Annotated in this window: 21 protein-coding genes and 1 pseudogene; 10 read left to right on the top strand and 12 right to left on the bottom strand. The window is 72.7% G+C overall.

The window, feature by feature from the left end; all coding sequences use genetic code 11:
• The first annotated feature begins 527 nt into the window (after positions 1–527).
• Positions 528–689, top strand: coding sequence for a type II toxin-antitoxin system RelE family toxin (locus tag LY71_RS08495; protein WP_245887795.1), 162 nt, complete (start codon positions 528–530; stop codon positions 687–689).
• Between the two features lie 198 nt (positions 690–887).
• Here LY71_RS08495 and LY71_RS08490 read toward each other — a convergent pair whose 3' ends face one another.
• Entirely contained in the window at positions 888–2099 is a 1212-nt protein-coding gene (locus LY71_RS08490) for an NAD(P)/FAD-dependent oxidoreductase (RefSeq protein WP_106276553.1), read from the bottom strand.
• A 294-nt stretch (positions 2100–2393) separates the two neighbouring features.
• Complete coding sequence (locus LY71_RS08485) at positions 2394–2834, bottom strand: heavy metal-responsive transcriptional regulator (protein ID WP_245887769.1); 441 nt, start codon at positions 2832–2834, stop codon at positions 2394–2396.
• Between the two features lie 242 nt (positions 2835–3076).
• Between LY71_RS08485 and LY71_RS08480 the strand changes: the two genes are divergently transcribed.
• Positions 3077–3841: a hypothetical protein gene (locus tag LY71_RS08480; protein WP_106276551.1), complete on the top strand. Its 765-nt coding sequence runs from the start codon at positions 3077–3079 to the stop codon at positions 3839–3841.
• Positions 3842–3967: 126 nt separating this feature from the next.
• On the opposite strand, the gene LY71_RS08475 is transcribed toward LY71_RS08480, so the two are convergent.
• Positions 3968–5107, bottom strand: coding sequence for an MFS transporter (locus LY71_RS08475; protein WP_170121280.1), 1140 nt, complete (start codon positions 5105–5107; stop codon positions 3968–3970).
• A gap of 413 nt (positions 5108–5520) precedes the next feature.
• Between LY71_RS08475 and LY71_RS24020 the strand changes: the two genes are divergently transcribed.
• The 6 genes from LY71_RS24020 (at position 5521) to LY71_RS08445 (ending at position 10708) form a co-directional block, all read left to right on the top strand.
• Positions 5521–5709, top strand: a complete 189-nt coding sequence (locus LY71_RS24020; RefSeq protein WP_245887768.1) for a hypothetical protein — start codon at positions 5521–5523, stop codon at positions 5707–5709.
• A gap of 67 nt (positions 5710–5776) precedes the next feature.
• Complete coding sequence (locus LY71_RS08465; protein ID WP_106276548.1) at positions 5777–6517, top strand: AmiS/UreI family transporter; 741 nt, start codon at positions 5777–5779, stop codon at positions 6515–6517.
• A gap of 54 nt (positions 6518–6571) precedes the next feature.
• Positions 6572–7825, top strand: a complete 1254-nt coding sequence (gene fmdA, locus LY71_RS08460; RefSeq protein ID WP_106276547.1) for a formamidase — start codon at positions 6572–6574, stop codon at positions 7823–7825.
• 121 nt (positions 7826–7946) lie between these two features.
• On the top strand, positions 7947–9209 hold the full coding sequence (gene fmdA, locus LY71_RS08455; RefSeq protein WP_106276546.1) for a formamidase: 1263 nt from the start codon (positions 7947–7949) through the stop codon (positions 9207–9209).
• Positions 9118–9543, top strand: a complete 426-nt coding sequence (locus LY71_RS24645; RefSeq protein ID WP_425433024.1) for an FmdB family zinc ribbon protein — start codon at positions 9118–9120, stop codon at positions 9541–9543. Before fmdA (LY71_RS08455) ends, LY71_RS24645 begins: the two co-directional genes overlap by 92 nt.
• A 130-nt stretch (positions 9544–9673) precedes the next feature.
• Positions 9674–10708 carry an alpha/beta fold hydrolase gene (locus LY71_RS08445; protein ID WP_106276544.1) on the top strand — a complete coding sequence of 345 codons (1035 nt, stop codon included), beginning with the start codon at positions 9674–9676 and terminating at the stop codon, positions 10706–10708.
• A 17-nt stretch (positions 10709–10725) separates the two neighbouring features.
• Here LY71_RS08445 and LY71_RS08440 read toward each other — a convergent pair.
• The 3 genes and pseudogenes from LY71_RS08440 to LY71_RS08430 form a co-directional block, all read right to left on the bottom strand.
• Positions 10726–10947, bottom strand: a pseudogene (locus LY71_RS08440) (universal stress protein); the annotation flags it as partial.
• A 102-nt stretch (positions 10948–11049) separates the two neighbouring features.
• The gene (gene purU / locus LY71_RS08435; RefSeq protein ID WP_106276542.1) at positions 11050–11898 is read right to left on the bottom strand and encodes a formyltetrahydrofolate deformylase; all 849 of its coding nucleotides are present in this window, start codon (positions 11896–11898) and stop codon (positions 11050–11052) included.
• 10 nt (positions 11899–11908) lie between these two features.
• Positions 11909–13282 carry an L-serine ammonia-lyase gene (locus LY71_RS08430; protein WP_106276541.1) on the bottom strand — a complete coding sequence of 458 codons (1374 nt, stop codon included), beginning with the start codon at positions 13280–13282 and terminating at the stop codon, positions 11909–11911.
• 136 nt (positions 13283–13418) lie between these two features.
• Between LY71_RS08430 and LY71_RS08425 the strand changes: the two genes are divergently transcribed.
• Positions 13419–14087 carry a GntR family transcriptional regulator gene (locus tag LY71_RS08425; protein ID WP_245887767.1) on the top strand — a complete coding sequence of 223 codons (669 nt, stop codon included), beginning with the start codon at positions 13419–13421 and terminating at the stop codon, positions 14085–14087.
• A gap of 99 nt (positions 14088–14186) precedes the next feature.
• Here the strand turns inward: LY71_RS08425 and LY71_RS08420 are convergent, their stop codons facing one another.
• Genes LY71_RS08420 through glyA form a run of 6 tightly spaced genes read right to left on the bottom strand, consistent with a single transcriptional unit; the run spans position 14187 to position 22988 of the window.
• Positions 14187–16652 (bottom strand): GcvT family protein, encoded by a 2466-nt coding sequence (locus LY71_RS08420; protein ID WP_106276539.1) that lies wholly within the window; start codon positions 16650–16652, stop codon positions 14187–14189.
• A gap of 25 nt (positions 16653–16677) precedes the next feature.
• A complete protein-coding gene (locus LY71_RS08415) occupies positions 16678–17268 on the bottom strand; it encodes a sarcosine oxidase subunit gamma (protein WP_106276538.1) in 591 nt (196 codons plus the stop codon).
• On the bottom strand, positions 17261–20131 hold the full coding sequence (locus LY71_RS08410) for a 2Fe-2S iron-sulfur cluster-binding protein (RefSeq protein WP_106276537.1): 2871 nt from the start codon (positions 20129–20131) through the stop codon (positions 17261–17263). Before LY71_RS08410 ends, LY71_RS08415 begins: the two co-directional genes overlap by 8 nt.
• Complete coding sequence (locus tag LY71_RS08405) at positions 20128–20406, bottom strand: sarcosine oxidase subunit delta (RefSeq protein WP_106276536.1); 279 nt, start codon at positions 20404–20406, stop codon at positions 20128–20130. Before LY71_RS08405 ends, LY71_RS08410 begins: the two co-directional genes overlap by 4 nt.
• A gap of 30 nt (positions 20407–20436) precedes the next feature.
• Positions 20437–21669, bottom strand: coding sequence for a sarcosine oxidase subunit beta family protein (locus LY71_RS08400; RefSeq protein WP_106276535.1), 1233 nt, complete (start codon positions 21667–21669; stop codon positions 20437–20439).
• Positions 21666–22988: a serine hydroxymethyltransferase gene (gene glyA / locus LY71_RS08395; RefSeq protein ID WP_106276534.1), complete on the bottom strand. Its 1323-nt coding sequence runs from the start codon at positions 22986–22988 to the stop codon at positions 21666–21668. The genes LY71_RS08400 and glyA overlap by 4 nt, the downstream gene beginning before the upstream one ends.
• Before the next feature lie 185 nt (positions 22989–23173).
• Here glyA and LY71_RS08390 point away from each other — a divergent pair, with 185 nt between their 5' ends.
• On the top strand, positions 23174–24265 hold the full coding sequence (locus tag LY71_RS08390) for an S-(hydroxymethyl)mycothiol dehydrogenase (protein WP_106276533.1): 1092 nt from the start codon (positions 23174–23176) through the stop codon (positions 24263–24265).
• Positions 24266–24361 lie beyond the last annotated feature (96 nt).

The following is a 24361-nucleotide window of genomic DNA, read 5'->3' as shown; positions in this document are numbered from 1 at the left end:
CGTTGGCCGTCGCGGCATGGTGTGCCGACGGCTGGGGCTCTGACGTGGAGATCCGCGCACTGCGACGTGGACGTGCGTGCACGCTCATCTTCGGTGGGCAGGATGGGCGTCCGGCAGCACCTGGTGTCGTGTTGCTCCCCTCGCACCGCGGTCCGATGGCGTGCTGCCGTTGCAACTGCACGGGGAGCGATGTCCTCACGCCCTCGGACGACGTGGAACTCGCCCGACAACCCACCGATCTTCGCTCATCCGGGACCTGCGGTCACAGCGTTCTGAACAGCGCTTTCGTGGATCGCTCCCCGAAGATGCCGGGCGAGCCCATGCGCGTGCAGCGAAGCCGCGTCAGGCGTCCGACCAGCGAGAACGCCTGATCTCGCGCGCCTACAGGCCCGGGTACGGAGCCCAGTCGCCCGGCAACTCCCGCAGCAGGCGATGCGGTCGTCCTTCCGCCGTGGCACCCAGGCGGCGCCCCAGGCCGGACGAGCGCCAGGCGCTCCGAAGGAGCTGCTCGCCGACATTCCGGGCGGCTGGCTGCGGATCCGCACCGCGTCGGGAAGCCGCTGCGCTTCGATCTCGAGGGCCATTGGTCCGCGCGACGGGGCCAGTACCGCGTCGTCTACTCGATCCACGACGATGAGGTCCTCGTCCGGGTCGTCCGCATCTCGCACCGCGCCGACGTCTACGGCTGACCGGTACCTCCGGCACCGGCATCTGCGGAAGCGCTGTGTTCCTCCCCCTCCGACACAGCAGGGAAGCCCGTGGCCGGTGCCCGCCTCCCCGCCCTCCGCGAGACCGATGAGCGGCCGGCTCGACGGCGCGCCAGGGTCAGGACCGGCCGGCTTGTCAGCTCACCCCGACCGGACCGTCAGACGCGCGACGACCGGTGGTCACTCGGCTGCGGCCAGGATGCGTTCGACGTTGTCCGGTGCGAAGAAGTCCGCCGGTGACTCGACTCCCGCGTTGACCCGCGCGAACTGGTCCATCGCCTCCTGGTTGCCATGGGCGGCCGTGAGCAGGCGCAGCAGCTCAGGCGGCGGCGGCTCCAGAGCCGCGAGTTCCAGCGTGAACTCGTACATCGGGAGGACGCGTTCATCCCGTCGCGACTGGTACTCGCCCAAGGCGGCGTCCAAGGAACGTCCTCCCGAGAAGCTCTCGTGCAACGCGACGGCGCACAGCTCCGCGTCCTGGAAGGCGTCCTGGATGCCCTGCGCCGTCACGAAGTCCTTGTTGTGACCGGCGTCGCCCACCAGGACCCAGCCGGGCCCGTAGGGCTTGCGGAAGAAGTTGGGCACGACAGCGCCGACGAGGCGGGCTTCGCGGGTGGCCGAGCGGAGCCGCTCGGCGAACGGCGGAGCCGATTCGAGCGTCTGCAGGTAGTGACCCTCGAGGTCCTTCTTGTTGACCTCGAACTCCCGGTAGGGCCACCCGGCGATGACCAACGTCAGGTCGTCGTTCGTGGGCCATGCGGCGAAGGCTCGATCCGGCCGGTCATACGCCTCCCATCGGCCGTCCATCGGCAGGCCGCTCCAGTAGGTGTAGTAGCCGCACAGCAACGGCGGGTGCTCGTGGTACCGCTCCGGTCGCACGAGGCGGGCCACGAGCGAGTGCAGGCCATCCGCGCCGACGACCACCCCGGCGCGCTCCTCGACGGTGTGGCGGTCGTTCCTGCCGTGACCGCGGATCCCGACGACCGCGCCGTCCTCAGTGACCAGTTCACCGACCGTGAAGCCCTCACGGATCTCGGCGCCCGCGTCGGCCGCTGCCTCGACCAGCAGCTCGTCCAGCACCGTCCGCCGCGGGGCGTACGCGACGGGGGACTCCGGGGCTGCCGGTGAACCGGAGAGGGTGAAGGGTCCGAAGTCGAATGCGTACGTGTCGATCGGCGGACATCCCGTGGCGATGACACGGTCGAGGAGGCCCCAGCGCTGCAGCGCCGCGATCCCTGGGGGGTGGATCAGGTGGGTGGAGATCGTGTCGCTGGGGAAGGTCGAACGGTCGACGACCAGGACCCGGTGGCCGTCGCGGGCCAGCAGCATCGCGGTGGAGGAGCCGGCACACCGGGCGCCGACGACGATCACGTCGTACTGGTTCTCGTGCACGTCGCACCGCCCAGACGGTGGAGCTGGCGACCGCGGACCTCGCGGGTCCAGCGTGTGGAGGTGTGGTGCCGGATCGCCGCGGAGCCAATCTGGTCACGGCGCCCGGCAGGACGGGAACATCCGACTCCGGGCCCATGGGGAGCGACCGAGAGGTCTTGCGGTCCGCCGCGAGGGCGCGTCCTCACCGGTCCTCCGGACAGGTACCGGCCCGGGTCCGGCACCCGCCGTCACTCACCGGCGCTCAGCCGCAGTCGCAGTCACACGAGTCGTCGCAGTCGGGGTCGCAGACGCAGGTCAGCACGAACACGTGGGGTCACCTCCCTCCATCGACGGGCACCAGGTACCGGGGCTCGGCGGAGGGCATCCGGTGACCGGCAACGCGGCGGCCATCGCGGCCATCTCCGTCCTGAGCGCGGTGAGTCGGGCGATCTCTGCATCGACCTCCGCGAGCCGGCGCCGGAGGAGGTGCTCGGCGGGTTCACAGGGGCAGATCCCCGTGTCCCGGACCGCCAGCAGGTGTCGGATGTCCACGAGGCGCAGCCCGAGCCGTTGCGCGCCTCGGATGAAGCGGAGGCGGTCGACGGCGGTGGCGTCGTAGGCCCGGTAGCCACTCGGGGTGCGGTTCGGAGGCGGCAGGAGGCCCACCCGCTCGTAGTAGCGGATGGTGTCGGGCCGCACCCCGACGACCGAACCCAGTTCCGACACGCGCAGCGCTCGTGCGACGGTGGGAAGCACGGCGGGAACGCTAGACCTTGGAGGAGGGTCCAAGGTCAAGCCCGAGCCAGCTCGCCGCATCCTCCGGACCTCGACCGGCCCGCGCGCCTGGCCGTGGGCCGCACTCGGCAACAGCCCCGGATGCTCTCGCTGCGAGTGCTGATCTCAGAGCACGCACCGGTCCCAGGACGGGCGCCCTGCGGTCTGCGTCGCGGGTAGCCGGCTGACATCCTGCACGGGTCGCCAACTGACAGGAGACCCAGGTGACCGGCAACTTCAACCTCCCGAAGCCGGAGTTCGACCTCGAGGCGACCGTCGAGCGCGCGATGGCGTTGATCAACCGGACCTTGCAGCCCTCGCTCGAGGATGCCCAGAAGGTCGTCGACAAGGTGCGGGCGGGCAAGCCGCTGGTCGCGCCAGGAGACCTGGTCGACCAGGTGACGCGCGGGAACCGGATGAGGGCGGCTCGAGCCGTCTCCTTCTCCCTGCCGTCGATCCTGCCGGGCGTGGGAACGGCGATCTCCGCTGCCGCGGTCCCGGTCGCGCTGAGGGAGGTCCTGAAGGAGGCGGTCAGCGCGGCGATCAAGGTCGGACTGCTGTTCGACAGGGACCTGGAGGACCCCGAACTGACCCGCGTCGCCGTCCTGCTGGTCCTCACGGAGGGCGCCGTCAGGCTCGACAAGACCGGGAGGATCCGTCCCGACGCCATCCTGGGACGCCACGCCGCACTGCTGGGGAGGACAGCGTCGTACGACGCCCTGGCGGCCCTCACGACGACGGAGCGCCAGGAGATCGCCGCCTCCCAGTCGGAGATCCTGCGGGCATGGGCGCTGGCGGTCGGTCCGCCGCTCCTGGCCGGACTGCTGCCCTTCGGCTTGGGGCCCATGGCCGCTGCGAACTACGTGCAGTACGTCCTCAAGGGCACGATCACGTCCGCCACCAGGGTCTTCGGACCGGCTGGGACCACGCCGGTGGCCGTCGACGAGATCCCCGGACGTGAGGTCCAGGAAGACGTCCCGGGGTCCTGATCCGGCGCGGCCCTCGAGGCGACCCTGCGCCCGAGGACCCGTCGGGAACCGGTGGTGGGGCCACCCGCCCGGCCGCACGTGGCTGCGGGGTCGGGTGCACCGCTGCGCCATCGTGCCGACGCGGTGTCAGGCCCTCGCGTGGGGAGGCGGTGGGGTCAGCGCGAGCAGCGCGAGCGCAGCGGGGATCAACGGCACGGCGAGCACCAGCACCAGGTCGGCACGTTGGCCGCCGGCGGTGAGTGCTCCCCCGACGACCGGTGCCGCCAGGCCTGCGCAGCCCCAGGCGGTGAAGACCCGGCCGTAGGCCCGGGGGAAGGCGCAGGCTCCGACCCGGTCCGCCGTGGCAGCGGGCACCAGGGCGGACACCGCCCCGTAGGCCAGGCCGGTGCCGGCGAAGGAGCCGAGCACGACCCCGGGCGCGACCGGACCGGCGAGCCCCCCGACCAACGCCGCGGCGACGGCCAGCGCTGCGGTCAGGGCGAGGCGGCAGCCGACCCGGTCGGACCACCAACCGGCGACCAGTCGTCCGGCGAGGTTGCCCCCCGCCAGCAGTGAGACGGCTGCACCGGCTGTCGCGGGGCCCAGCCCACGACCGGCAGCGAGCGGAGCCGCGGAGGCGAAGACGAACAGGCCCGGCGCCGCCCCGCCGGCGAAGACCACCCACAGCAGGACCACGGCGCGGCGGTCCGCCGGCTCCGCACCTGCGGGACCCCACCGTGACGTCCGTTCCGCCGGGGCCAGGGCCGCCCCGGCGGCGAGCAGACCCGTCACGGCCACCGCCAGGCCGGCCGCGCAGGCCCGCCACCCGAGGAGCGGCACGACCCGCGGGGCCAGGAGCCCCAGGACCACGGGGCCGGCGGCGAAGGCAGCGACGACGAGGCCGGTCGCGGCTCCCCGGCGCGGGGCGGGGACCCGGGCGGCGAGCGCGACCGAGACGCCGTAACCCACACCACTGGCCGCGCCGAACGCGAGCCCGATGCCGCACCAGAGGGCCGACGGGTGCTGTCCGGTCGCGGCCACCCCGATGCCTGCGCCCGCGGCGACGGCGGCTCCCCCCAGCAGCCGTCGGGGCCCCAGGACGTGCAACCCGAGCCGCACGCCCAGCAGCGCCACAGCGAAGACCCCGATCGCGACGGCGAAGACCGCAGTGGCAGCGGGAGCCGGCGCGCCGACGTCCCGGCTCGCTTCGGGGGCCACGAGGCTCCAACCGAACAAGGTGCCGCCCGCGAGGTTCGCCAGCACGCCGGACAGCACGAGCCTCGCCACTCCGGGCCTCCTGTCTCGCGCACGGGCGGACACGGCCACCGCCGGACGAGGATCCCGCGTCGCGCACGGCATCGAGGCGCCGGCCACCGCGCGAGCAGGGGCAGCAGCGCGAAACGAGACAGAAACGTCGCTGTGACGTGCACGACACACGGGAGGCCAGTCGGCCGACGGTCACGACGCGCCGCGGACGGAGCGGGCCGGGCCCGGGCTCGGGGTCGACGGAGGGGCAGCGCTCTTGACCCGCCCGGTGCACCGGCGAAGGGTCCGCCTGCACCGGGGGCCACCCGCCTCGAGGCAGCCGGAGGTGCGACATCGCCGTCTACGTCTACCGCTGCCCCGAGCACGGACCGATCGAGACCAGCTGCGCGATCGGTACGGCGTCAGCTGTCGTCACGTGTCCTTCGTGTGGGGCGGTGTCGGCACGGGTCTTCACCGCGCCCCGGCTGTCGCTGGGCCCACCGACCCGACGCGCGCTGATCGAGCGCACCGAGCGCAGCAGCGAGCGACCCGACGTCGTCGCCGCCCCACCGTCCGCGCGGGACACCCGGCGGCGCGCCGACGTCCCGCGCAACCCGGCCCTGGGCCGGCTGCCGCGTCCGTGACCGGACCGCGGCGCACGCGTCTCGACACGGGGACCTGATCGGCTGCACACCGGGAGAGGTGAGCGAGATGGCCAGCGTCGGGCTGTTGTACGTCGGAGCGGTCCTGATCGTGAACGGGCTGATGCTGCTCGGCCGCGTCGACGCCCGGGCGGCGGCACCGCTGAACCTCTTCGTCGGCGCGCTGCAGGTGGTCACCCCCACGTACCTCCTCTTCACGGCCGGAGGGGACCCGGACACGATCCTCGGGGCCTCCGGGCTGTACCTGTTCGGGTTCACCTACCTGTACGTCGGCCTCAACCTGCTCGGTGGTCTCGACGGCACCGGACTGGGCTGGTTCTCCGCGTTCGTGGCGGGGTGTGCGCTCGTCTACGCCGGACTGAACTTCGGCCGGCTCGACGATCCGGCCTTCGGCGTGATCTGGCTGTACTGGGCAGTGCTGTGGGCGCTGTTCTTCCTGGTGCTCGGGCTCAAGCGGGAGGAACTCACCCGCTTCACCGGGGCGATCGCGATCGTCGCGGGCGTGCTGACCTGCGCCGTCCCGGCCTTTCTGCTGCTGACCGGGGTGTGGCAGGACAACCGGAGGACGGCGGCGATCGTGCTCGCCGCGCTCCTCGTGCTGTCGTTGGGCCTGTACCCGGCCCTCCGCGGACCCGGCGTGACGGCAGGAGGAGAACCGGCGCCCGAACTGCGCGAGGGCGGGCCGGCCGCAGGGGGTCCCGCGACCGTGACCGACCGGATCCGCGGCGACGTCGGCGACCCGCAGCCGACGCAGGCGTCACCCCACCAGCCGTCCTCCCGGCGGAGGTGACCCGTCCAGCAACCGAGCCGCCCCACCGCCCGGCACCGACCCAGGAGGCAGTCCATGCCCGACGTCGTCTTCCCCCTCGACTCCGGCAAGAAGTTCACCGACCAGAAGTACCTCGGCCACAACCGCTGGCACCCCGACATCCCGACCCAGGTGACCGTCCGCCCCGACGACACCTTCCGGGTGCACTGCCGGGAGTGGTTCGACGGGGCGATCCACAACGACGACTCCGCCGACGACGTCCGCGATGCACCGCTCTCCACGGTGCACGTGCTCAGCGGCCCGATCGCGGTGGAGGGGGCCGAGCCCGGTGACCTGCTGATCGTCGACATCCTCGACGTCGGGCCCATCCCGCAGGAGGACAGCGGTCCGCTCGCCGGCCAGGGCTGGGGCTACACGGGCATCTTCGCCACCCAGAACGGCGGCGGCTTCCTGACCGAGCAGTTCCCCGACGCCTACAAGGTGATCTGGGACTTCTCCGGGCAGACCGCCACCTCCCGGCACGTCCCCGGTGTCTCCTTCACCGGGATCGTGCACCCCGGCCTCATGGGGACCGCGCCGTCTGCCGACCTGCTGGCCCGCTGGAACCGCAGGGAGGCCGCCCTCATCGCGACCGACCCCGACCGGGTCCCACCACTGGCGCTGCCGCCACTCCCCCAGGACGCGATCCTCGGCGGCCTGACGGGCGCCGAGTTCGAGCGGGTGGCCGGTGAAGCGGCACGCACGGCCCCGCCCCGGGAGAACGGCGGGAACCAGGACATCAAGAACCTGACCAAGGGCAGCCGGGTGTTCTACCCGGTCTTCGTCCCAGGCGCGAAGCTCTCGATGGGTGACCTGCACTTCTCCCAGGGCGACGGGGAGATCACCTTCTGCGGTGCCATCGAGATGGGCGGGTTCATGGACCTGCACGTCGACGTCATCAAGGGCGGCATGGAGACCTACGGGGTGAGCGAGAACGCCGTCTTCATGCCCGGCAACGTCGACCCCCGCTACGAGCGGTGGCTGGCCTTCTCCGGCACGTCGGTGACCCTGGACGACGAACAGCACTACCTGGACTCACACCTGTCCTACCAGCGGGCCTGCCTGCACGCGATCGACTACCTGACCAGGTTCGGCTACACCCCGGAGCAGGCCTACATGATCCTGGGCGCTGCACCGATCGAGGGGCGGCTGTCCGGCGTCGTCGACATCCCCAACTCGTGCTCGACCGTGTACATCCCCACCGGGATCTTCGACTTCGACGTGACCCCGTCGGCATCCGGTCCGACCCGGATCGACCCCGGCGCCGGCGTGCCCAGGTCCAGCTTCTGAGCGCGACGACGCACGGACGCCGGAGAGCGACCGGCGTCCGCACGACCGGGAGGAGGCCGCGCCCCCGTCCCTCGCCGCACCGTCCCGTCCGTCCCGCCGTGCTTCCCCCCGAGGAGTTCCTGTGCCCGACGTCATCTTCGAGATCAACCGCGACCTGAGCGTGTCGATGCGCGACCAGACGGTTCCCGGCCACAACCGCTGGCACCCCGACATCCCGCCGGCCAACACGGTGGCCCCCGGCGCGACGTACCGGATCGAGTGCAAGGACTGGACCGACGACCAGGTCCGCAACAGCGACGACGCCGACGACATCCGGGACATGAACATCGACCCGTGCCACATGTTGAGCGGCCCGTTCGCGATCGAGGGCGCCGAGCCCGGCGACCTGCTCGTCGTGGACATCGTCGACATCGGTCCCTTCGACGTGCAGCCGTGGGGCTACACCGGGATCTTCGCCAAGGAGAACGGCGGCGGCTTCCTCACCGACCACTCCCCACAGGCGTCCAAGGCGATCTGGGACCTCGACGGGATCTGGACGACCAGCAGGCACGTCCCCGGCGTGCGGTTCATCGGGAACTCCCACCCGGGGCTGTTCGGTTGCGCGCCGTCCCACGACCTGCTCGCCGAGTGGAACCGGCGGGAACAGGCGCTCATCGACCAGAACCCCGACCGGATCACCGGCGACGTCCCCGCACACGGCGGTGACACGCCGGGGACCCCGCAGGTACCCGCTCTCGCACTCCCCCCGCTGCCCCACGACGCGCTGCTGGGCACGCTGAGCGGGGCGGACCTCGAGCGGGCCGCCGCCGAGGCCTGCCGCACGATCCCGCCCCGGGAGCACGGCGGCAACGTCGACATCAAGGACCTCGGTGTCGGCAGCCGGGTGTACATGCCGGTCTTCGTCCCCGGCGGCCTGTTCTCCGTCGGGGATCTGCACTTCGCCCAGGGCGACGGGGAGATCACCTTCTGCGGTGCCATCGAGATGCCCGGCTTCATCGACCTCCACTTCGACCTGGTCAAGGGGGGGATGGACCGCTACAAGCAGTCGATGCCGTTCTTCAAGCCCGGCCGGGTCGGCCCCAACTACTCGGAGTTCCTGACCTTCGAGGGGATCAGCGTCGAGGACGGCCGCAACTACTACATGAACGCGACGGTCGCCTACCGACAGGCCTGCCTCAACGCCATCAACTACCTGATGCCGGCGATGGACTGGACCTTCGAGCAGGCCTACCTGTTCCTCGGAGCGGCACCGATCGACGGCCGCATCGGCGGCGTGGTCGACATCCCCAACAGTGCGGTCTCCCTCAGCATCCCGCTGTCGATCTTCGACCGGAACATCCTCCCCGGTGGAGCCGGCGGAGGCCGCGACCTGCTCGCTGACTGACCGACCGGTGCTCCGGGGCGGGCACGACCGCCCCGGAGCACGCACCGGAGAGGAGCACCGCGTGCCGCTGTACGAGTTCCGCTGTCCCGACTGCGGGTCCTTCGACCTCCGCTGCGACATGCAGGATGCCGCGGCGACGGCGCCGTGCCCGTCCTGCACCCAGCCCGCTCGGCGCCACTACGGCGTGGGAGTGGGGGGACCACCGGGAGGGGGCCTGCGGGACGCGGGCCGCAGCGACCGCAGACGCGTGGATCGAGCGCGCAGCGGCGAGCCGGTGGTCACCGGACCCCCGTCCGGCCGCCGGCTGTCCCGTGCCGGCGGTCACCGGCACTGAGGGGAGCGGGAGTGCACCGGGCACCTCCGTCCGCGCACACCCGGCGTCCTCACGGACGGAGCTCCCCGGGAACGACGTCCCGGAGGACGCCGAGCACCTCACCCACCCCCTCGAGCCTGCGGGAGTCGCCATGCCCATGCCCACCGACCACGAGTTGTTCGACCTCGGCGACGTCGTCCTGCAACGGGGCGCGACCCTGCGGGGAGCGACGCTCGCCTACAAGACCTACGGCACGCTGAACGCCGACAAGTCCAACGTGATCGTCCATCCGACGTGGTACAGCGCCTGGCACGACGCCAACGAGTGGACGATCGGGAAGGGCAGGGCCTGCGACCCGGACGAGTACTTCATCGTCGTCCCGAACCAGCTCAACAACGGCCTGTCGTCCTCGCCCAGCAACACCCCTCCCCCCTACGACGGCCCGAACTTCCCGCCGGTCACCTTCTACGACCAGGTCGAGGTGCAACACCGGCTGCTCACGCAGAAGTGGGGCATCGAGTCCATCGAGCTGGTCCTGGGTTCCTCCATGGGCGCGGCGCAGACGTACCAGTGGGCCGTCAGCCACCCCGAGATGGTGAAGCGGGCCGCGCCCATCGTGGGCGCGCCCGTCACCAGCGAACACAACCAGGTCTTCCTGAAGAGCCTCCGCGCGGCGCTCACCGCCGACCCCGTCTTCAACGGCGGGCGTTACTCCCCCGGCGCACTGCCCACCGTCGGGCTGCGCGCCTTCGCCCGGATCTACGCCGGCTGGGGCCTGTCCCAGGCCTTCTACCGGCAGCGCGAGTACCGCAGGATCGGTTTCTCCTCCCTCGAGGACTTCCTCGTCGGTTTCTGGGAGGGCTTCTGGCTCGACGATCGGGACCCGAACAACCTGCTGGGCATGCTGTGGACGTGGGAGCACGGCGACGTCGTACAGACCCCGGGTCTCGACGGCGACACCGAGGCCGCACTCCGGTCCATACGCTGCCCGCTGCTCGCGATGCCGGGCAAGACGGACCTCTACTTCCCTCCCGAGGACGAGGAGTGGGCATCCCAGTTCATCCCGAACGGGGAGGTCCGGGTCATCCCGAGCATCTACGGGCACTTCGCCGGCCTGGGCAACAACCCGGCCGACAACGACTTCATCGACGGAGCTCTCAAGGAGCTGCTGCACCGACCCGCCTGAGCGGGCCGGGGGTGTGGTCAGCCGCGCGCGGCCTCGACGGGCGCTGAGGCGGCGGGAACACGCTGGTGGCGCTCCGGCCGGACCACCAGCACGGGGCACGGCGCGTGCACCACGCAGTGCAGGGCGACCGGACCGAGAGCCCGGCCCGCTCTGCGGCTGCCGACGACGAGGAGGCCGGCGCCGGCGGCCCGGCGCACGAACACGTCGCCCGGCGCGCCGGTCTCGGCCACCACCTCACCCGTCCGGGTGCGGCCCGGGACCGAGGACGGCGGCCACGGCGTCCTCGGCGCGCTGCCGGACCGATCCCGCTGCCGGTCGGCATCGGGGACCCGGCGGCCGGGTCACCGGAAGACGACGGTGCTGTGCCCGTTGAGGAGCACCCGCTGCTCGCTGTGCCACCGGACGGCCCGCGACAGTGCCAGCGCCTCGGCGTCCTGGCCGACCGTGGCCAGCGCACGAGGGTCGTAGGTGTGGTCGATCCGGATGACCTCCTGCTCGATGATCGGGCCCTCGTCCAGGTCGGCGGTGACGTAGTGGGCCGTCGCGCCGACCAGCTTCACGCCGCGGTCGAAGGCCTGGTGGTAGGGCTTGGCGCCCTTGAACCCCGGCAGGAAGGAGTGGTGGATGTTGATCGCCCGGCCGTACAGGGCCGCGCACGTCTCGTCGGAGAGGATCTGCATGTAGCGGGCCAGCACGACCAGGTCGGCCCGGTACTCCTCGACCAGCTCGAGCAGCCGGGCCTCGGCCTCGCGCTTGGTCGCCGGCGTCACCGGCAGGTGGACGAACGGGAGGCCGGCCGCCTCCGCCATCGGGCGCAGGTCCTCGTGGTTGGAGACCACGGCGACGAGCTCGGCGCCGAGGTTGCCGGCCCGCCACCGGAAGACCAGGTCGTTCAGGCAGTGACCGAGCTTGGACACCATGACCACGACTCGCTGCGGCCGCTCCCCGGAGACCTGGAAGGTCATCCCGAACTCCTCGGCCACCGACGAGAAGTCCGCCGAGAGGCGGGCGCAGTCGGTGTCCTCGGCGCAGACGAACTCGGTGCGCAGGAACAGCTGCCCGCGCACCGCGTCGTCGAACTGCTGGTGCTCGACGATGTCGCAGCCGTGCCGGAACAGGAACGAGGTCACCGCGTGCACGATGCCCGGCCGCTCGGGGCAGCTGAGCGTGAGGATGAACGGGTGGGACACGGGTGCCTCCTCAGCACTCGACGATGTTGAGGGCCAGCCCGCCACGGGCGGTCTCCTTGTACTTGTCCTTCATGTCCGCACCCGTCTCGCGCATGGTCTTGATCGCCTTGTCCAGCGAGACGTGGTGCCGGCCGTCCCCGCGCACGGCCATGCGGGCGGCGGTGATGGCCTTGACCGAGCCCACGGCGTTGCGCTCGATGCACGGGATCTGCACCAGCCCGCCCACCGGGTCGCAGGTGAGGCCGAGGTTGTGCTCGATGCCGATCTCGGCGGCGTTCTCCACCTGCTCCGGCGTTCCGCCGAGCACCTCGGCGAGGCCGGCCGCGGCCATCGAGCAGGCCGAGCCCACCTCGCCCTGGCACCCGACCTCGGCGCCGGAGATGGAGGCGTTCTCCTTGAACAGCAGCCCGATCGCGGCGGCGGTGAGCAGGAACCGCACGACGCCGTCCTCGTCGTAGGAGTCGACGAAGTCGCGGTAGTAGTGCAGGACGGCCGGCACGATGCCGGCGGCGCCGTTGGTCGGTGCGGTCACCACCCGGCCCCCGGCGGCGTTCTCCTCGTTGACCGCCAGCGCGTAGAGGGTGACCCAGTCCATCGCTCGGAGCGGGTCGGTCTCGTCCGGGGAGCTCTCCAGCTGGGCGTGCAGCGCGGCCGCGCGCCGGCGGACCCTCAGCCCGCCGGGCAGGACGCCGGTGGTCCGGGTGCCGCGCTCCACGCACTCCTGCATCACCGACCAGACGTGCAGCAGGCCGGCGCGGACCTCCCCCTCGCTGCGCCAGGCCAGCTCGTTGGCCAGCATCACGTCGCTGATCCGCAGGCCCGTCTCCCGGGTGCGGGCGAGCAGCTCCTCACCGGTCCGGAACGGGTACCGGACGGGTGTGGGGTCCTCGACGACGGCCGGGTTGCCGGCGTCGTCCTCGTCGAGCACGAACCCGCCGCCCACCGAGTAGTACTCGCGCCGGTCGACCTCCTCCCCCCGGGCGTCCAGGGCGCGGAAGAGCATGCCGTTGCTGTGGAAGTCCAGCCGCTTGCGACGGTGCAGCACGACGTCGTCGTCGACCGAGAACGCGATGGGGTGCTCGCCGGCCAGGAGGAGCTTGCCCTCGCGGCGGACGGCGTCGACGCGCGGCTCGGCCGCGACCGGGTCGACCAGGTCGGGCTGCTCCCCCTCGAGGCCCAGGACGACGGCCTTGACGCTGCCGTGCCCGTGCCCGGTCGCCCCCAGCGACCCGAACAGCTCGCAGCGCACCCCCGCGACCCGTCCCAGCAGGCCCTCGTCCCGGAGGCGGGAGGCGAAGGCGCAGGCCGCGCGCATGGGGCCGACGGTGTGCGAGCTCGACGGGCCGATGCCGACCTTGAACAGGTCGAAGGCGCTGATGGTCACCCGTGCCTCCTCCGCCCGGTGTGCCGATCCCCACTGCGGAATTGGTACACAGTTGGTATATCAGCTGTATCGTCACGGTATGTCGATCCCCCTGACGAGGCAAGGCCCGGCGGTGACCAAGCTCTACGATCCGTCCGTGAGCGCTGCGCCCCTGGACCTCGACTCGTCCACCGTCGCGTCCCTGGCGGACAAGGCCTACGTGGCGATCCGGGACCGGCTGATCATGCTCGACATCCGCCCGGGCGACCCGATCGACGACGACGAGCTGGCCAAGGACCTCGGTGTGGGCCGGACACCGGTCCGTGAGGCGCTGAAGCGCCTGGAGGGGGACCGGCTCGTGGTGTCCTACCCCCGGCGCGGGACCTTCGCGACCGGCATGGACATCTCCGACCTGGCGCACATCTCCGACATCCGCGCCCAGCTCGAGCCGCTGGCGGCGCGCCGCGCCGCCGAGCGCGCCGTCCGCACGTCGTTCGCCGAGCTCGAGGAGCTGGCCGCGAGCATCGAGCACCTGGACGTCGCCCGGACCGATCGAACCGAGCTGATGCGCTGGGACCTCGCCGTGCACCGGGCCATCTACCGGGCCGGCGGCAACCCCCACCTGGAGGACGTCCTGATCCGCTACGACAACCTGGCGACGCGGATCTTCTGCCTGTTCCTGGACCGGCTGCCCACGGTCGACGAGCACGTCGGGGAGCACGTCGAGCTGCTGCGCGCCATCGCCGCCGGCGACGCCGACCGGGCCGACGAGCTCGCCCGTGAGCACGTGCTCGGCTTCGAGAAGGCGATCCGCGCGGTCATCTAGGAGCGCACCCCTGCCCCCGGGGCTGCGGGGGCAGGGGACGGCCCCCTTGCAGGGTCCCGCCCCGAGCTTGCGAGGGGTGGGGGGCAAGGGGGTCCTTTCTCAGCCGCGGATGCGGGTCATCTCCGGGTCGACGAGCGGCTCGGCGGCGACGGTCGCGCGGATGCGGGCGCCGAAGTACTCGATCTCGACGCTCGTGCCGACGGTCGCCGAGGCCGGCAGCCAGGCGTAGGCGATCGGCCGGCCGACGGTGTGCCCGAAGGCCGCGCTCGTCACGTAGCCCGCCGGCCGCCCGTCGACGAACACCGGCTCGTGGCCGAGGACGACGCTGCGGCCGTCGTCGATCGTCAGGCAGGACAGCCGGCGGCTGACCGTGTCGGCGCTGCGCCCGGCGAGGGCCTCCTGGCCCACGTAGCCCTGCTTCTGCTTCCGCACGGCGAAGCCGAGACCGGCCTCGTAGGGGTCGTGCTCGGTGGTCATGTCGTGGCCCCAGGCGCGGTAGCCCTTCTCCAGCCGCAGGCTGCCGAACGCCGCCCGGCCCGCGGCGACGACACCGAGGTCCTGGCCGGCCCGCCACAGCGCGTCCCACAGCCGCTGTCCGGAGTCGGCGCTGGCGTAGAGCTCCCAGCCGAGCTCCCCGACGTAGGACAGCCGCATCGCCGTCACCGGCACTCCCCCGATCCGGGCCCGCTTGGCGCGGAAGTACCTCAGCCCGTCGTCGGTGAAGTCGTCGGCACTGACCCGCTGCACCAGGTCGCGGGCCCGCGGGCCCCACAGCCCGATGCAGCAGGTGCCGCCGGTGACGTCCCGGACCTGCACGCTGCCGTCGTCGGGCGCCTCGCGCAGCAGGAGGTCGTGGTCGAGGGGGCCGTTGGCGCCGACCTGGAAGAGCTGCTCGCCGAGCCGGGCGACGGTGAGGTCGCTGCGGATGCCGCCGGCCGCGTCGAGGGCGAGCGTGTAGGTCACCGACCCGACGGACTTGTCCATCTCCCCGGTCGTGAGCCGCTGCAGGAGCGCGAGGGCGCCGGGACCGCTGACCTCGAGCCGCTTGAGCGGGGTCATGTCGTACAGCGCGACGGCGGTGCGGGTCCTCCACGCCTCGGCCGCCGCGACCGGGGACCAGAACTGCCCTGCCCACGCGTCGCGCTCCGGCGGCACCCACTCCGCGGGCAGCTCGTCCAGCAGGTGCGCGTTGGCCTCGTACCAGTGCGGCCGCTCCCAGCCGCCGGCCTCCAGGAAGACCGCACCCAGCTCCTGCTGCCGGGCGTGGAAGGGGCTGACCCGCAGGTCGCGCGGCGACAGCCGGGGCTGCAGCGGGTGGAGGACGTCGTAGACCTCGACGAAGTTCTGCTGCGAGGTCTCGCGCACGTACTCCGGCGTGAGCTGGACGTCCTCGAAGCGGTGCACGTCGCAGCCGTGCAGGTCCACCTCGCTGCGGCCGTCGACGAGCAGCTGGGCCACCGACCGGGCCACGCCGGCCGAGTGCGTCACCCAGACCGCCTCGGCGATCCAGAAGCCCGCCACGTCCCGCGACTCCCCGATCAGCGGGCCGCCGTCCGGGGTGAAGGAGAAGACCCCGTTGAAGCCGGAGTCGATCTTCGAGGACCGCAGCGAGGGCAGCAGCAGACGGCTCTCCTCCCACTGGGCGGCGAAGTCCTCCTCGGTGAAGGGCAGCATCGAGGGCATCGACTCCTCCCCGACGCCGTCCCCCTGCGGCAGCTCGCGCAGGTCGACCGGCATCGGCCGGTGCGCGTAGGAGCCGATGCCGAGGCGGTCGGCGCGCTCCCGGTAGTAGAGGTCCTGGTCCTGGTGGCGCAGGATCGGCAGGCTCGCCTCGCTGCGCTCGTCGTTGCGGCCGACCAGGTCGGGCACCTGGCCGGTCCAGACGAACTGGTGGGCCAGGGGCAGCAGCGGCACGGTCATCCCGACCATCGCGCCGAGCTCCTGGCCCCAGAAGCCGGCGCAGGAGACCACGACGTCGGCGGGCAGAACGCCGTCCGGGGTCCGGACGCCGGTCACGCGCCCACCGCTCTGCTCGATGCCGGTCACCCGCGTCGAGCCCTGGAAGCGGGCGCCCCGCGCCTCGGCGCGGCGGGCCAGCGCGACCACCGCCCGGGAGGCCTTGGCCAGGCCGTCGGAGGGGATGTGCAGGCCGCCGAGGATGCGCTCACGGTCGACGAGCGGGTGCAGCCGCACGCACTCGTCGGCGTCGACCACCTGCGCCTCGACGCCCCAGGAGGTGGCCCAGCCCTGCTTGCGGTGCAGGTCGGCGAGCCGCTCCGGCGTCGTGGCGACCTCGAGGCCGCCGACCGGGTTGAAGCACCAGGCGCCGTCGACGTCGATGTCGGTGAACTTCTCCACCGTGTAGCGGGCGAACGCCGTCATGGTCTTGGAGGCGTTGGTCTGGAAGACCAGGCCCGGCGCGTGCGACGTGGAGCCCCCGGTCAGCGGCAGGGGCCCCTGGTCGACGACGGTGACGCGGTCCCAGCCACGGGCGGTCAGCTCGTCGGCCAGGTTGGCACCGACGATCCCCGCTCCGATGACGACCACACGAGGGGTGGTGGACATTGCTCAGCTCCTGACTGACGGCCGGTCAGCGGTCGTGGGTGGGGGTGGTCGTGAACTCGAGGGCCGCGTCGAGCAGCCAGTCGGCCAGGTAGCCGGCGAACGACGACCGGACGAGCACGAGGAAGTCGTCGGCGGCGTCGGAGAGGGCCAGCAGGACGACGCCGGCCTGGCCGAGCGTCGTCTGCGCGCTGCTCCCCCGGCCGAACACCCGCGGGTGCAGGTCGATCGAGCAGCCCGTGGCCAGGACGTCGCGCACCCGCGCACCCGTCAGCCGCAGGCCGATCCGCTGCGCGGAGACGTCGGTCGCGGACCCGCCCAGCGGCAGGACGGCGGCGCGGACCCGGGCCTCGAACTCCTCCGGCGTCTCCGTGCTGCTGGTGAGCAGCCACTCGTCGGGGCCCAGCCAGACGGCCCGCCCCGTGCCGGCGGGCACCCAGGTGTTGGGCGCCGTCGGCAGGTCGACGCCCAGCGCCGCCGACGCCTCCGGGCCGACGGTGCCGAGCCGGACGTCGACCGTCGCGACGAACGGTTCGGCGGTGATGCCGACGGGATCCGGCAGGCGGGCGAAGGTGTCGGTCCACGCCTGGAGCGGGGAGGTGCGCAGCAGCTCAGCCATCGCGACGGGCTCCTTCGGGGTCGACGAGCACCGAGCCGGTGACCTCCACCGGGACGAGCGTGCCGTCGACGGGGACGTGGACGGTCTCGCCGATGCGCTCCCGGCCGCCCTTGACCAGGGCCAGGGCGAAGGGGCGGGCGAGCTCGGCGCTGCGGTAGCTGGAGGTGACGTGGCCGAGCATCGGCACCGGCGGCGCCGGCAGCCGTCCGTCGGTGCGGTACTCGACGATCTGCGAGCCCTCCGGCAGGACGGTCTGCCGGTCCACGGGCAGCAGCCCGACCAGGTGCTTGCGCAGCGGGTTGTGGTTCTCCGGGCGGGCGAAGGAGCGCTTGCCGACGAAGTCGGGCTTCTTCTTCGAGACCGCCCAGGCCATGCCGAGGTCGTGCGGGGTGACGGTGCCGTCGGTGTCCTGCCCGATGATCGGGTAGCCCTTCTCGGCGCGCAGGACGTGCATGGTCTCGGTGCCGTACGGCGTGATGCCGTGCGGGCGGCCGGCGTCGAGCAGCCGCTGCCACACCGCGACCGCGTACCAGGGGTTGACGTAGACCTCGTAGGCCAGCTCGCCGGAGAAGCTGATCCGGGCCAGCCGGACCGGCACCCCGTCGAGGGTGGTGTCCCGCCAGGTCATGAACGGGAAGGCCTCGTTCGAGACGTCCACGCCGGGGAAGACCGCGCCGACGACGTCGCGGGAGCGCGGGCCGACGACCGGGAAGGTGCACCACTGCTCGGTGACCGAGGTGCAGTGGACCCGCAGGTCCGGCCACTCGGTCTGGATCCACTCCTCCATCCAGTCGAGGACCTTCGCCGCGCCGCCGGTGGTGGTGAGGACCAGGAAGCGGTCCTCGGCCAGCCGCAGCACCGTGCCGTCGTCGATCACCATGCCGTCGACGCCGCACATGACCCCGTAGCGGACCGAGCCGACCTTCAGGCTGCTCATCAGGTTCGTGTACAGCCGGTCCAGGAGGACGGCGGCGTCCGGGCCCTGGACGTCGATCTTGCCGAGGGTGGAGCCGTCGAGGATCCCGACGCCGGTGCGGGCCGCGGCGCACTCGCGGAGGACCGCGGCCTCCATGTCCTCGCCGGGCCGCGGGTAGTGGCGGGGACGCTTCCACTGCCCGACGTCCTCGAAGACCGCCCCCGCCGCCACGTGCCACTCGTGCAGGGCGGTGACCCGCTCGGGGTCGAACAGCCGCCCACGGTCACGGCCGGCCAGCGCGGCGAAGGCGACCGGGGTGTAGGGCGGCCGGAACGTGGTCGTCCCGGTGTCCTGCACCGGGACCCCCAGCAGCTCGGCGACGATCCCCGAGGTGAGCACGCCGGAGGTCTTGCCCTGGTCGTGCGCCGTCCCGATCGTCGTGTAGCGCTTGACGTGCTCGATGGAGCGCAGCCCGGCGCCCACCGCGCGGGCGATGTCGGCGACCGTCGCGTCGCGCTGCAGGTCGACGAACGAGGTGCTGCCCTCGGCACCGGAGGGATCCGGCACCCGCCACAGCACCAGGGGCGCGGTGGGGACGACGGGCTCCGGGGCGGTGGGCAGCCGGTCGTCGGCCGCCGACGGGACGGCCGGCACGCCGAGCGCGGCGCGGGCCACGCGCTGCCCGTCGGCCAGGCAGCCGGCCAGGTCGGGCACGCCGGCGGCCGAACCGGCGACGGCCACACCGTCGAGCTCCTCCCCCGGGAGGAAGGCGCCGAGGGTCGCGTCGTAGCGCAGCCGGCCGCGGGCCTGGCTGAACAGGTGCACGGCGGGGTTCCAGCCCCCGCTGACCAGGAGCAGGTCGCAGGCGATCGCGCTGCCCGCGCCGACCTCGCCGTCCAGGAACGGGGCGACGAGGGCGTGCGTGACCCGCTCGACGCCCTGCGTGCCGGTCACCACGGCGCCGGACAGGACGCGGATGCCGGCGCCCTCGCACTCCGCACGGCGCTGCGGCGAGCCCTCCGGCCGGGCGTCGACCACGGCCTGCACGCGCACACCCGCGCGGAACAGGTCGAGGGCGGCGTCGTAGGCGCTGTCGTTCGTGGTGAACACGACGGCCTCGCGACCGGGCAGCACGCCGTAGCGGTGCAGGAACGTCCGGGCGGCGCCGGCGAGCATGGTCCCCGGCCGGTCGTTGTCGGCGAACACGACCGGGCGCTCGTGCGCCCCCGTCGCGACGACGACCGAGCGTGCCCGGATGCGCCACACCCGCTGGCGGGAGACGTGCTTGGGCGCGGCGGCGCCGAGGTGGTCGGTGCGCCGCTCCAGCGCGAGCACGAAGCCGTCGTCGTAGAGCCCGAAGGCCGTCGTCCGCTGCAGGTGCAGGACGTCGGGGGTCGCGGCCAGCTCGGCGACCGCCGCCGCCACCCAGTCCACGGCGGGCGCGCCGTCGAGCTCGTCGTCGGTGCCGAGCAGCGCGCCGCCGGCCTCGGACTGCTCGTCGACCAGCGCCACCCGCGCGCCGGACCGGGATGCGGTGAGCGCGGCGGCCAGCCCCGCGGGCCCGGCGCCGACGACCAGCACGTCGACGTGGGAGTGGACCGCGTCGTAGCGGGCCGAGTCGGGGACGTCGGCGAGGCGGCCCTGCCCCGGCAGGCCGGAGGCGGCCAGCCCGTCGTACAGCTCGACGGTGGTGGCCAGCAGCATGGGCTCCGGGAAGGGCTCCTCGATCTGCACCAGGCCGCCCGGGTCCTCGGCCCAGGCGGCGGCGATGCCGCGGGGGCGGCCGAACTTGACGCTCGTGGCGACCTGGTGCCGGCCGTTGGCGAGCAGCGCCGAGGCCAGGGTGTCGCCGGGGTGACCGCGGAGGACCTGCCCGTCGAAGGTGAACTCGACGGTGGCGCTGCGGTCGATGCGGCCGCCCTCGGGGGTGCGGAACGGACTGGTCACGGGGTCACCGGCTTGGGGTCATCGAGGCGGTAGACGCGCTCGAAGCGGTAGGTGGCGGTGTCGCGGATCGCGTTGAACCAGCGGCGGCAGCCGGCGCTGTGGTTCCAGCGCTCGGCGAAGCGGCCCTTGGGGTTGTCGCGGAAGAAGACGTAGTGCGCCCACTCCTCGTCGGAGAGCTCGGCGGGGCTGTCCGGGTAGGGGACGTGGGCCTGCCCTCCGTAGGAGAACTCGACCTCCTCGCGGGGGCCGCACCACGGGCACGCGATGAGTTGCACGGGAGACTCCTGGGTGGCTGGGCGAGGACGTCAGTGGGCCACGGCGGCCGCGCCGTGCTCGTCGACGAGGGCGCCGGTGACGAAGCGGTCGAGGGTGAACGGCGCCACGTACGGGTGGGGCTCGTCGTGGGCGATGGTGTGCGCCAGGGCCGAGCCGATGCCGGGCGTGGCCTTGAACCCGCCGGTGCCCCAGCCACAGTTGAGGTAGACGTTGTCGTAGGGGGTCCGCCCCACGATCGGCGAGGCGTCGGGGCTGACGTCGACGATGCCGCCCCAGGTGCGCAGCAGGTGCGCCCGCGCGAACACCGGGAAGAGCTCGACGGCGGCGGCCATCTGGCGCTCGATGACGTGGAAGGCGCCGCGCTGGCCGTAGCCGTTGTAGGAGTCGACGCCGGCGCCCATGACCAGCTCGCCCTTGTGCGCCTGGGAGACGTACACGTGCACGGCGTTGGACATGACCACCGTGGGGTGCACCGGCTCGAGGAGCTCGGAGACCAGCGCCTGCAGCGGGTGGCTCTGCACCGGCACGCGGATGCCGAGCATGTCGGTGAGCACGGAGGTGTGGCCGGCCGCGCAGAGGGCCACCGTGCCGGCGGCGATGGTGCCGCGGGTGGTCTGCACCCCGGTGACCCGGTCGCCGTCGGTGGTGAACCCGGTGACCTCGCAGTCCTGGACGAGGTCGATCCCGGCCTCGTCCGCGCGGCGGGCGAAGCCCCAGGCCACGTAGTCGTGCTTGGCGATGCCCGCGCGCGGCTGGTACGTGGCCCCCAGGACCGGGTAGCGGATGTCGGTCGAGGTGTTGACGACCGGGCAGACCTTGCGGACCTCGTCCGGCTCCAGCCACTCCGCGTCGACGCCGTTGAGCTTGTTGGCCTCGACCCGGCGCACGCTGTCGCGGACGTCCTGCAGGGTGTGGGCGAGGTTGAGCACGCCGCGCTGACTGAACAGGATCGGGTAGCCGAGGTCCTCCTCGAGCCCCTCCCAGAGCTTCAGCGCGTGCTCGTAGATGGCCGAGCTCTCGTCCCACAGGTAGTTGGACCGGATGATCGTGGTGTTGCGGGCCATGTTGCCGCCGGCCAGCCAGCCCTTCTCCAGCACCGCGACGTTCGTGATGCCGTGGTCCTTGGCCAGGTAGTGCGCGGTGGCCAGACCGTGTCCACCGCCTCCGACGATCACCACGTCGTAGGAGCGCTTCGGCTCCGTGTCGCGCCAGAGGAGGTCGGGGTGATCGGGCAGGTCCGCGCCGGGAGTGCGGGGGCTCATCGGGGGACCTCCGTCAGGTCGGGGTAGAGCGGGTGGCGGTCGGCCAGGTCGGTGACCCGCGCGCGGAGCCGAGCCAGTTCCCGGTCCCCGGTGGCGGGCCGGAGGGCGGTGGCGATCACGTCGGAGACCTCCGCGAAGTCGGCCCGGTCGAAGCCGCGCGCGGCCAGGGCGGGGGTGCCGATGCGGACGCCGGAGCTGACCATGGGCGGGCGGGGGTCGAACGGCACCGCGTTGCGGTTGACGGTGATGCCGATCGCGTGCAGCCGGTCCTCGGCCTGCCGGCCGTCGAGCTCCGACCCCCGCAGGTCGACCAGGACGAGGTGGACGTCGGTGCCGCCGCTGACCACGTCGATGCCCGCCTCCCGGGAGTCCGGTGCCAGCAGCCGGTCGGCCAGGATCCGGGCGCCGGCGAGCGTCCGCTCCTGGCGCTCGCGGAACGCGGGCTCACCGGCCAGCTTGAACGCCACCGCCTTGGCGGCGATCACGTGCTCCAGGGGCCCGCCCTGCTGACCGGGGAAGACCGACGAGTTGAACCTCTTCGCGAGGTCGGCCGTGGCCAGGATGACGCCGCCGCGCGGACCGCCGAGGGTCTTGTGGGTGGTCGAGGTGACGACGTGGGCGTGCGGGACGGGCGAGGGGTGCAGCCCGGCGGCGACCAGCCCGGCGAAGTGGGCCATGTCGACCATCAGGTAGGCGCCGACCTCGTCGGCGATCCGCCGGAACTCGGCGAAGTCCAGCTGCCGCGGGTAGGCCGACCAGCCGGCGACGATGAGCCGGGGCCGCCGCTCGTGGGCCAGCCGCTCGACCTCGGCCATGTCGACGCGGTGGTCGTCGGGCCGCACGTGGTAGGCGGCGACGTCGTAGAGCTTGCCGGAGAAGTTGAGCTTCATCCCGTGGGTCAGGTGGCCGCCGTGGGCCAGGTCGAGCCCCAGGATGGTGTCCCCGGGCTGCAGGAGCGCCGCCATCGCCGCCGCGTTGGCCTGCGCGCCGGAGTGCGGCTGCACGTTCGCGTACTCGGCGCCAAACAGCGCCGTCAGCCGGTCGATGGCCAGCTGCTCGACGACGTCGACGTGCTCGCAGCCGCCGTAGTAGCGCCGGCCCGGGTAGCCCTCGGCGTACTTGTTGGTCAGCACCGACCCCTGCGCCTGCATCACCGCAACCGGAGCGGAGTTCTCGCTGGCGATCATCTCCAGCGTGGTCTGCTGCCGGGTCAGCTCCGCGGAGATCGCCTGGGAGACCTCCGGGTCCGTGTCCGCCAGTGACCGGTCGAGCCAGCGGCCGGGAGCGGTCGGCGGAGCCTCGCCGAGCTGGACGACCATGCCGGGATCCCCTCTGCCAGGAAGTCGTGACGAGGACTGGTATATCAGTCGTCGAACAACATAGGGTGGCGCCGGGCAGGGGTCAAGGGGCGGCTGGACCGCCGTCCGGCAGCGCCACCGCACCGGACGCCCGTCCCCACCGGCGCGACGCGGTCGCGCATCTCCAGGAGAGGAGCTCCACCGTCATGACCTACGAGGTGAAGGGCGTGGTCGCCCGCGGCAAGGGTGCCCCGGTGACCGTCGAGACGGTCCTCGTGCCGGACCCGGGGCCCGGTGAGGCGATCGTCGACGTGCAGGCCTGCGGCGTCTGCGCCACCGACCTGCACTACCGCGAGGGCAACATCAACGACGAGTTCCCGTTCCTGCTCGGCCACGAGGCCGCCGGGGTCGTGGCCGCGGTCGGCGAGGGCGTGACGGACGTGGCGGTCGGGGACTTCGTGGTCCTCAACTGGCGGGCGGTGTGCGGGCAGTGCCGCGCCTGCCTCAAGGGGCAGCCGCAGTACTGCTTCGCCACGCACAACGCCGCGCAGAAGATGACCCTGGCCGACGGCACCGAGCTGTCCCCGGCACTGGGGATCGGCGCGTTCGTGGAGAAGACCCTGGTGCACTCCGGGCAGTGCACCAAGGTCGACCCCGCCACCCCGGCCACCGCGGCCGGGCTGCTCGGCTGCGGCGTCATGGCCGGCGCCGGCGCCGCGATGCACACCGGCGCGGTCGGGCGGGGTGAGAGCGTGGCCGTCTTCGGCTGCGGCGGGGTGGGGAACGCCGCCATCGCGGGCGCGACGCTGGCCGGGGCGACCACGATCGTCGCCGTCGACGTCGAGGACCGGAAGCTGGAGTGGGCGCGGAGGTTCGGCGCCACCCACACGGTCAACTCCCGGGAGACCGACCCGGTGGAGGCGATCAGGGCCCTGACCGGAGGCTTCGGGGTGGACGTCGCGATCGACGCCGTCGGGCACCCGAAGGTGTTCGAGCAGGCCTTCTACGCCCGTGACCTCGCCGGCCGCGTCGTCATGGTCGGCGTGCCCGCCCCGGACGTGCGCATCGAGCTGCCGGCCATCGACGTCTTCGGCCGCGGTGGGGCGATCAGGTCCTCCTGGTACGGCGACTGCCTGCCCTCCCGCGACTTCCCGATGCTCGCCGACCTGTACCTGCAGGGCCGCTTCCCCCTCGACGAGTTCGTCACCGAGACGATCGGGCTGGACGACGTCGAGGAGGCCTTCGAGAACCTGCGCCGGGGTGACGTGCTGCGCTCGGTCGTGGTGCTGGACAAGTGAGCGCCCGCATCGAGAAGGCCGTCGTTCCCGGGGTGTTCAGCCTCGACGGGGCCGACTTCGACGTCGACAACAACGTCTGGCTCGTCGGCGACGACG

Origin of the sequence: Geodermatophilus tzadiensis, from assembly GCF_003002915.1 — a bacterium.
In the GTDB taxonomy this organism is placed as follows: Bacteria; Actinomycetota; Actinomycetes; order Mycobacteriales; family Geodermatophilaceae; genus Geodermatophilus; species Geodermatophilus tzadiensis.
This window is presented reverse-complemented; position numbering and strand designations above follow the sequence as displayed.

Coding starts and splice junctions, on each gene's coding strand:
- LY71_RS08465 (WP_106276548.1), top strand. CDS start 5,777: ATGGCCAGCGTCGGGCTGTTGTACGTCGGAGCGGTCCTGATCGTGAAC.
- LY71_RS08420 (WP_106276539.1), bottom strand. CDS start 16,652: ATGTCCACCACCCCTCGTGTGGTCGTCATCGGAGCGGGGATCGTCGGT.
- LY71_RS08390 (WP_106276533.1), top strand. CDS start 23,174: ATGACCTACGAGGTGAAGGGCGTGGTCGCCCGCGGCAAGGGTGCCCCG.
- LY71_RS08400 (WP_106276535.1), bottom strand. CDS start 21,669: ATGAGCCCCCGCACTCCCGGCGCGGACCTGCCCGATCACCCCGACCTC.
- glyA (WP_106276534.1), bottom strand. CDS start 22,988: ATGGTCGTCCAGCTCGGCGAGGCTCCGCCGACCGCTCCCGGCCGCTGG.
- fmdA (WP_106276547.1), top strand. CDS start 6,572: ATGCCCGACGTCGTCTTCCCCCTCGACTCCGGCAAGAAGTTCACCGAC.
- LY71_RS08415 (WP_106276538.1), bottom strand. CDS start 17,268: ATGGCTGAGCTGCTGCGCACCTCCCCGCTCCAGGCGTGGACCGACACC.
- LY71_RS08445 (WP_106276544.1), top strand. CDS start 9,674: ATGCCCATGCCCACCGACCACGAGTTGTTCGACCTCGGCGACGTCGTC.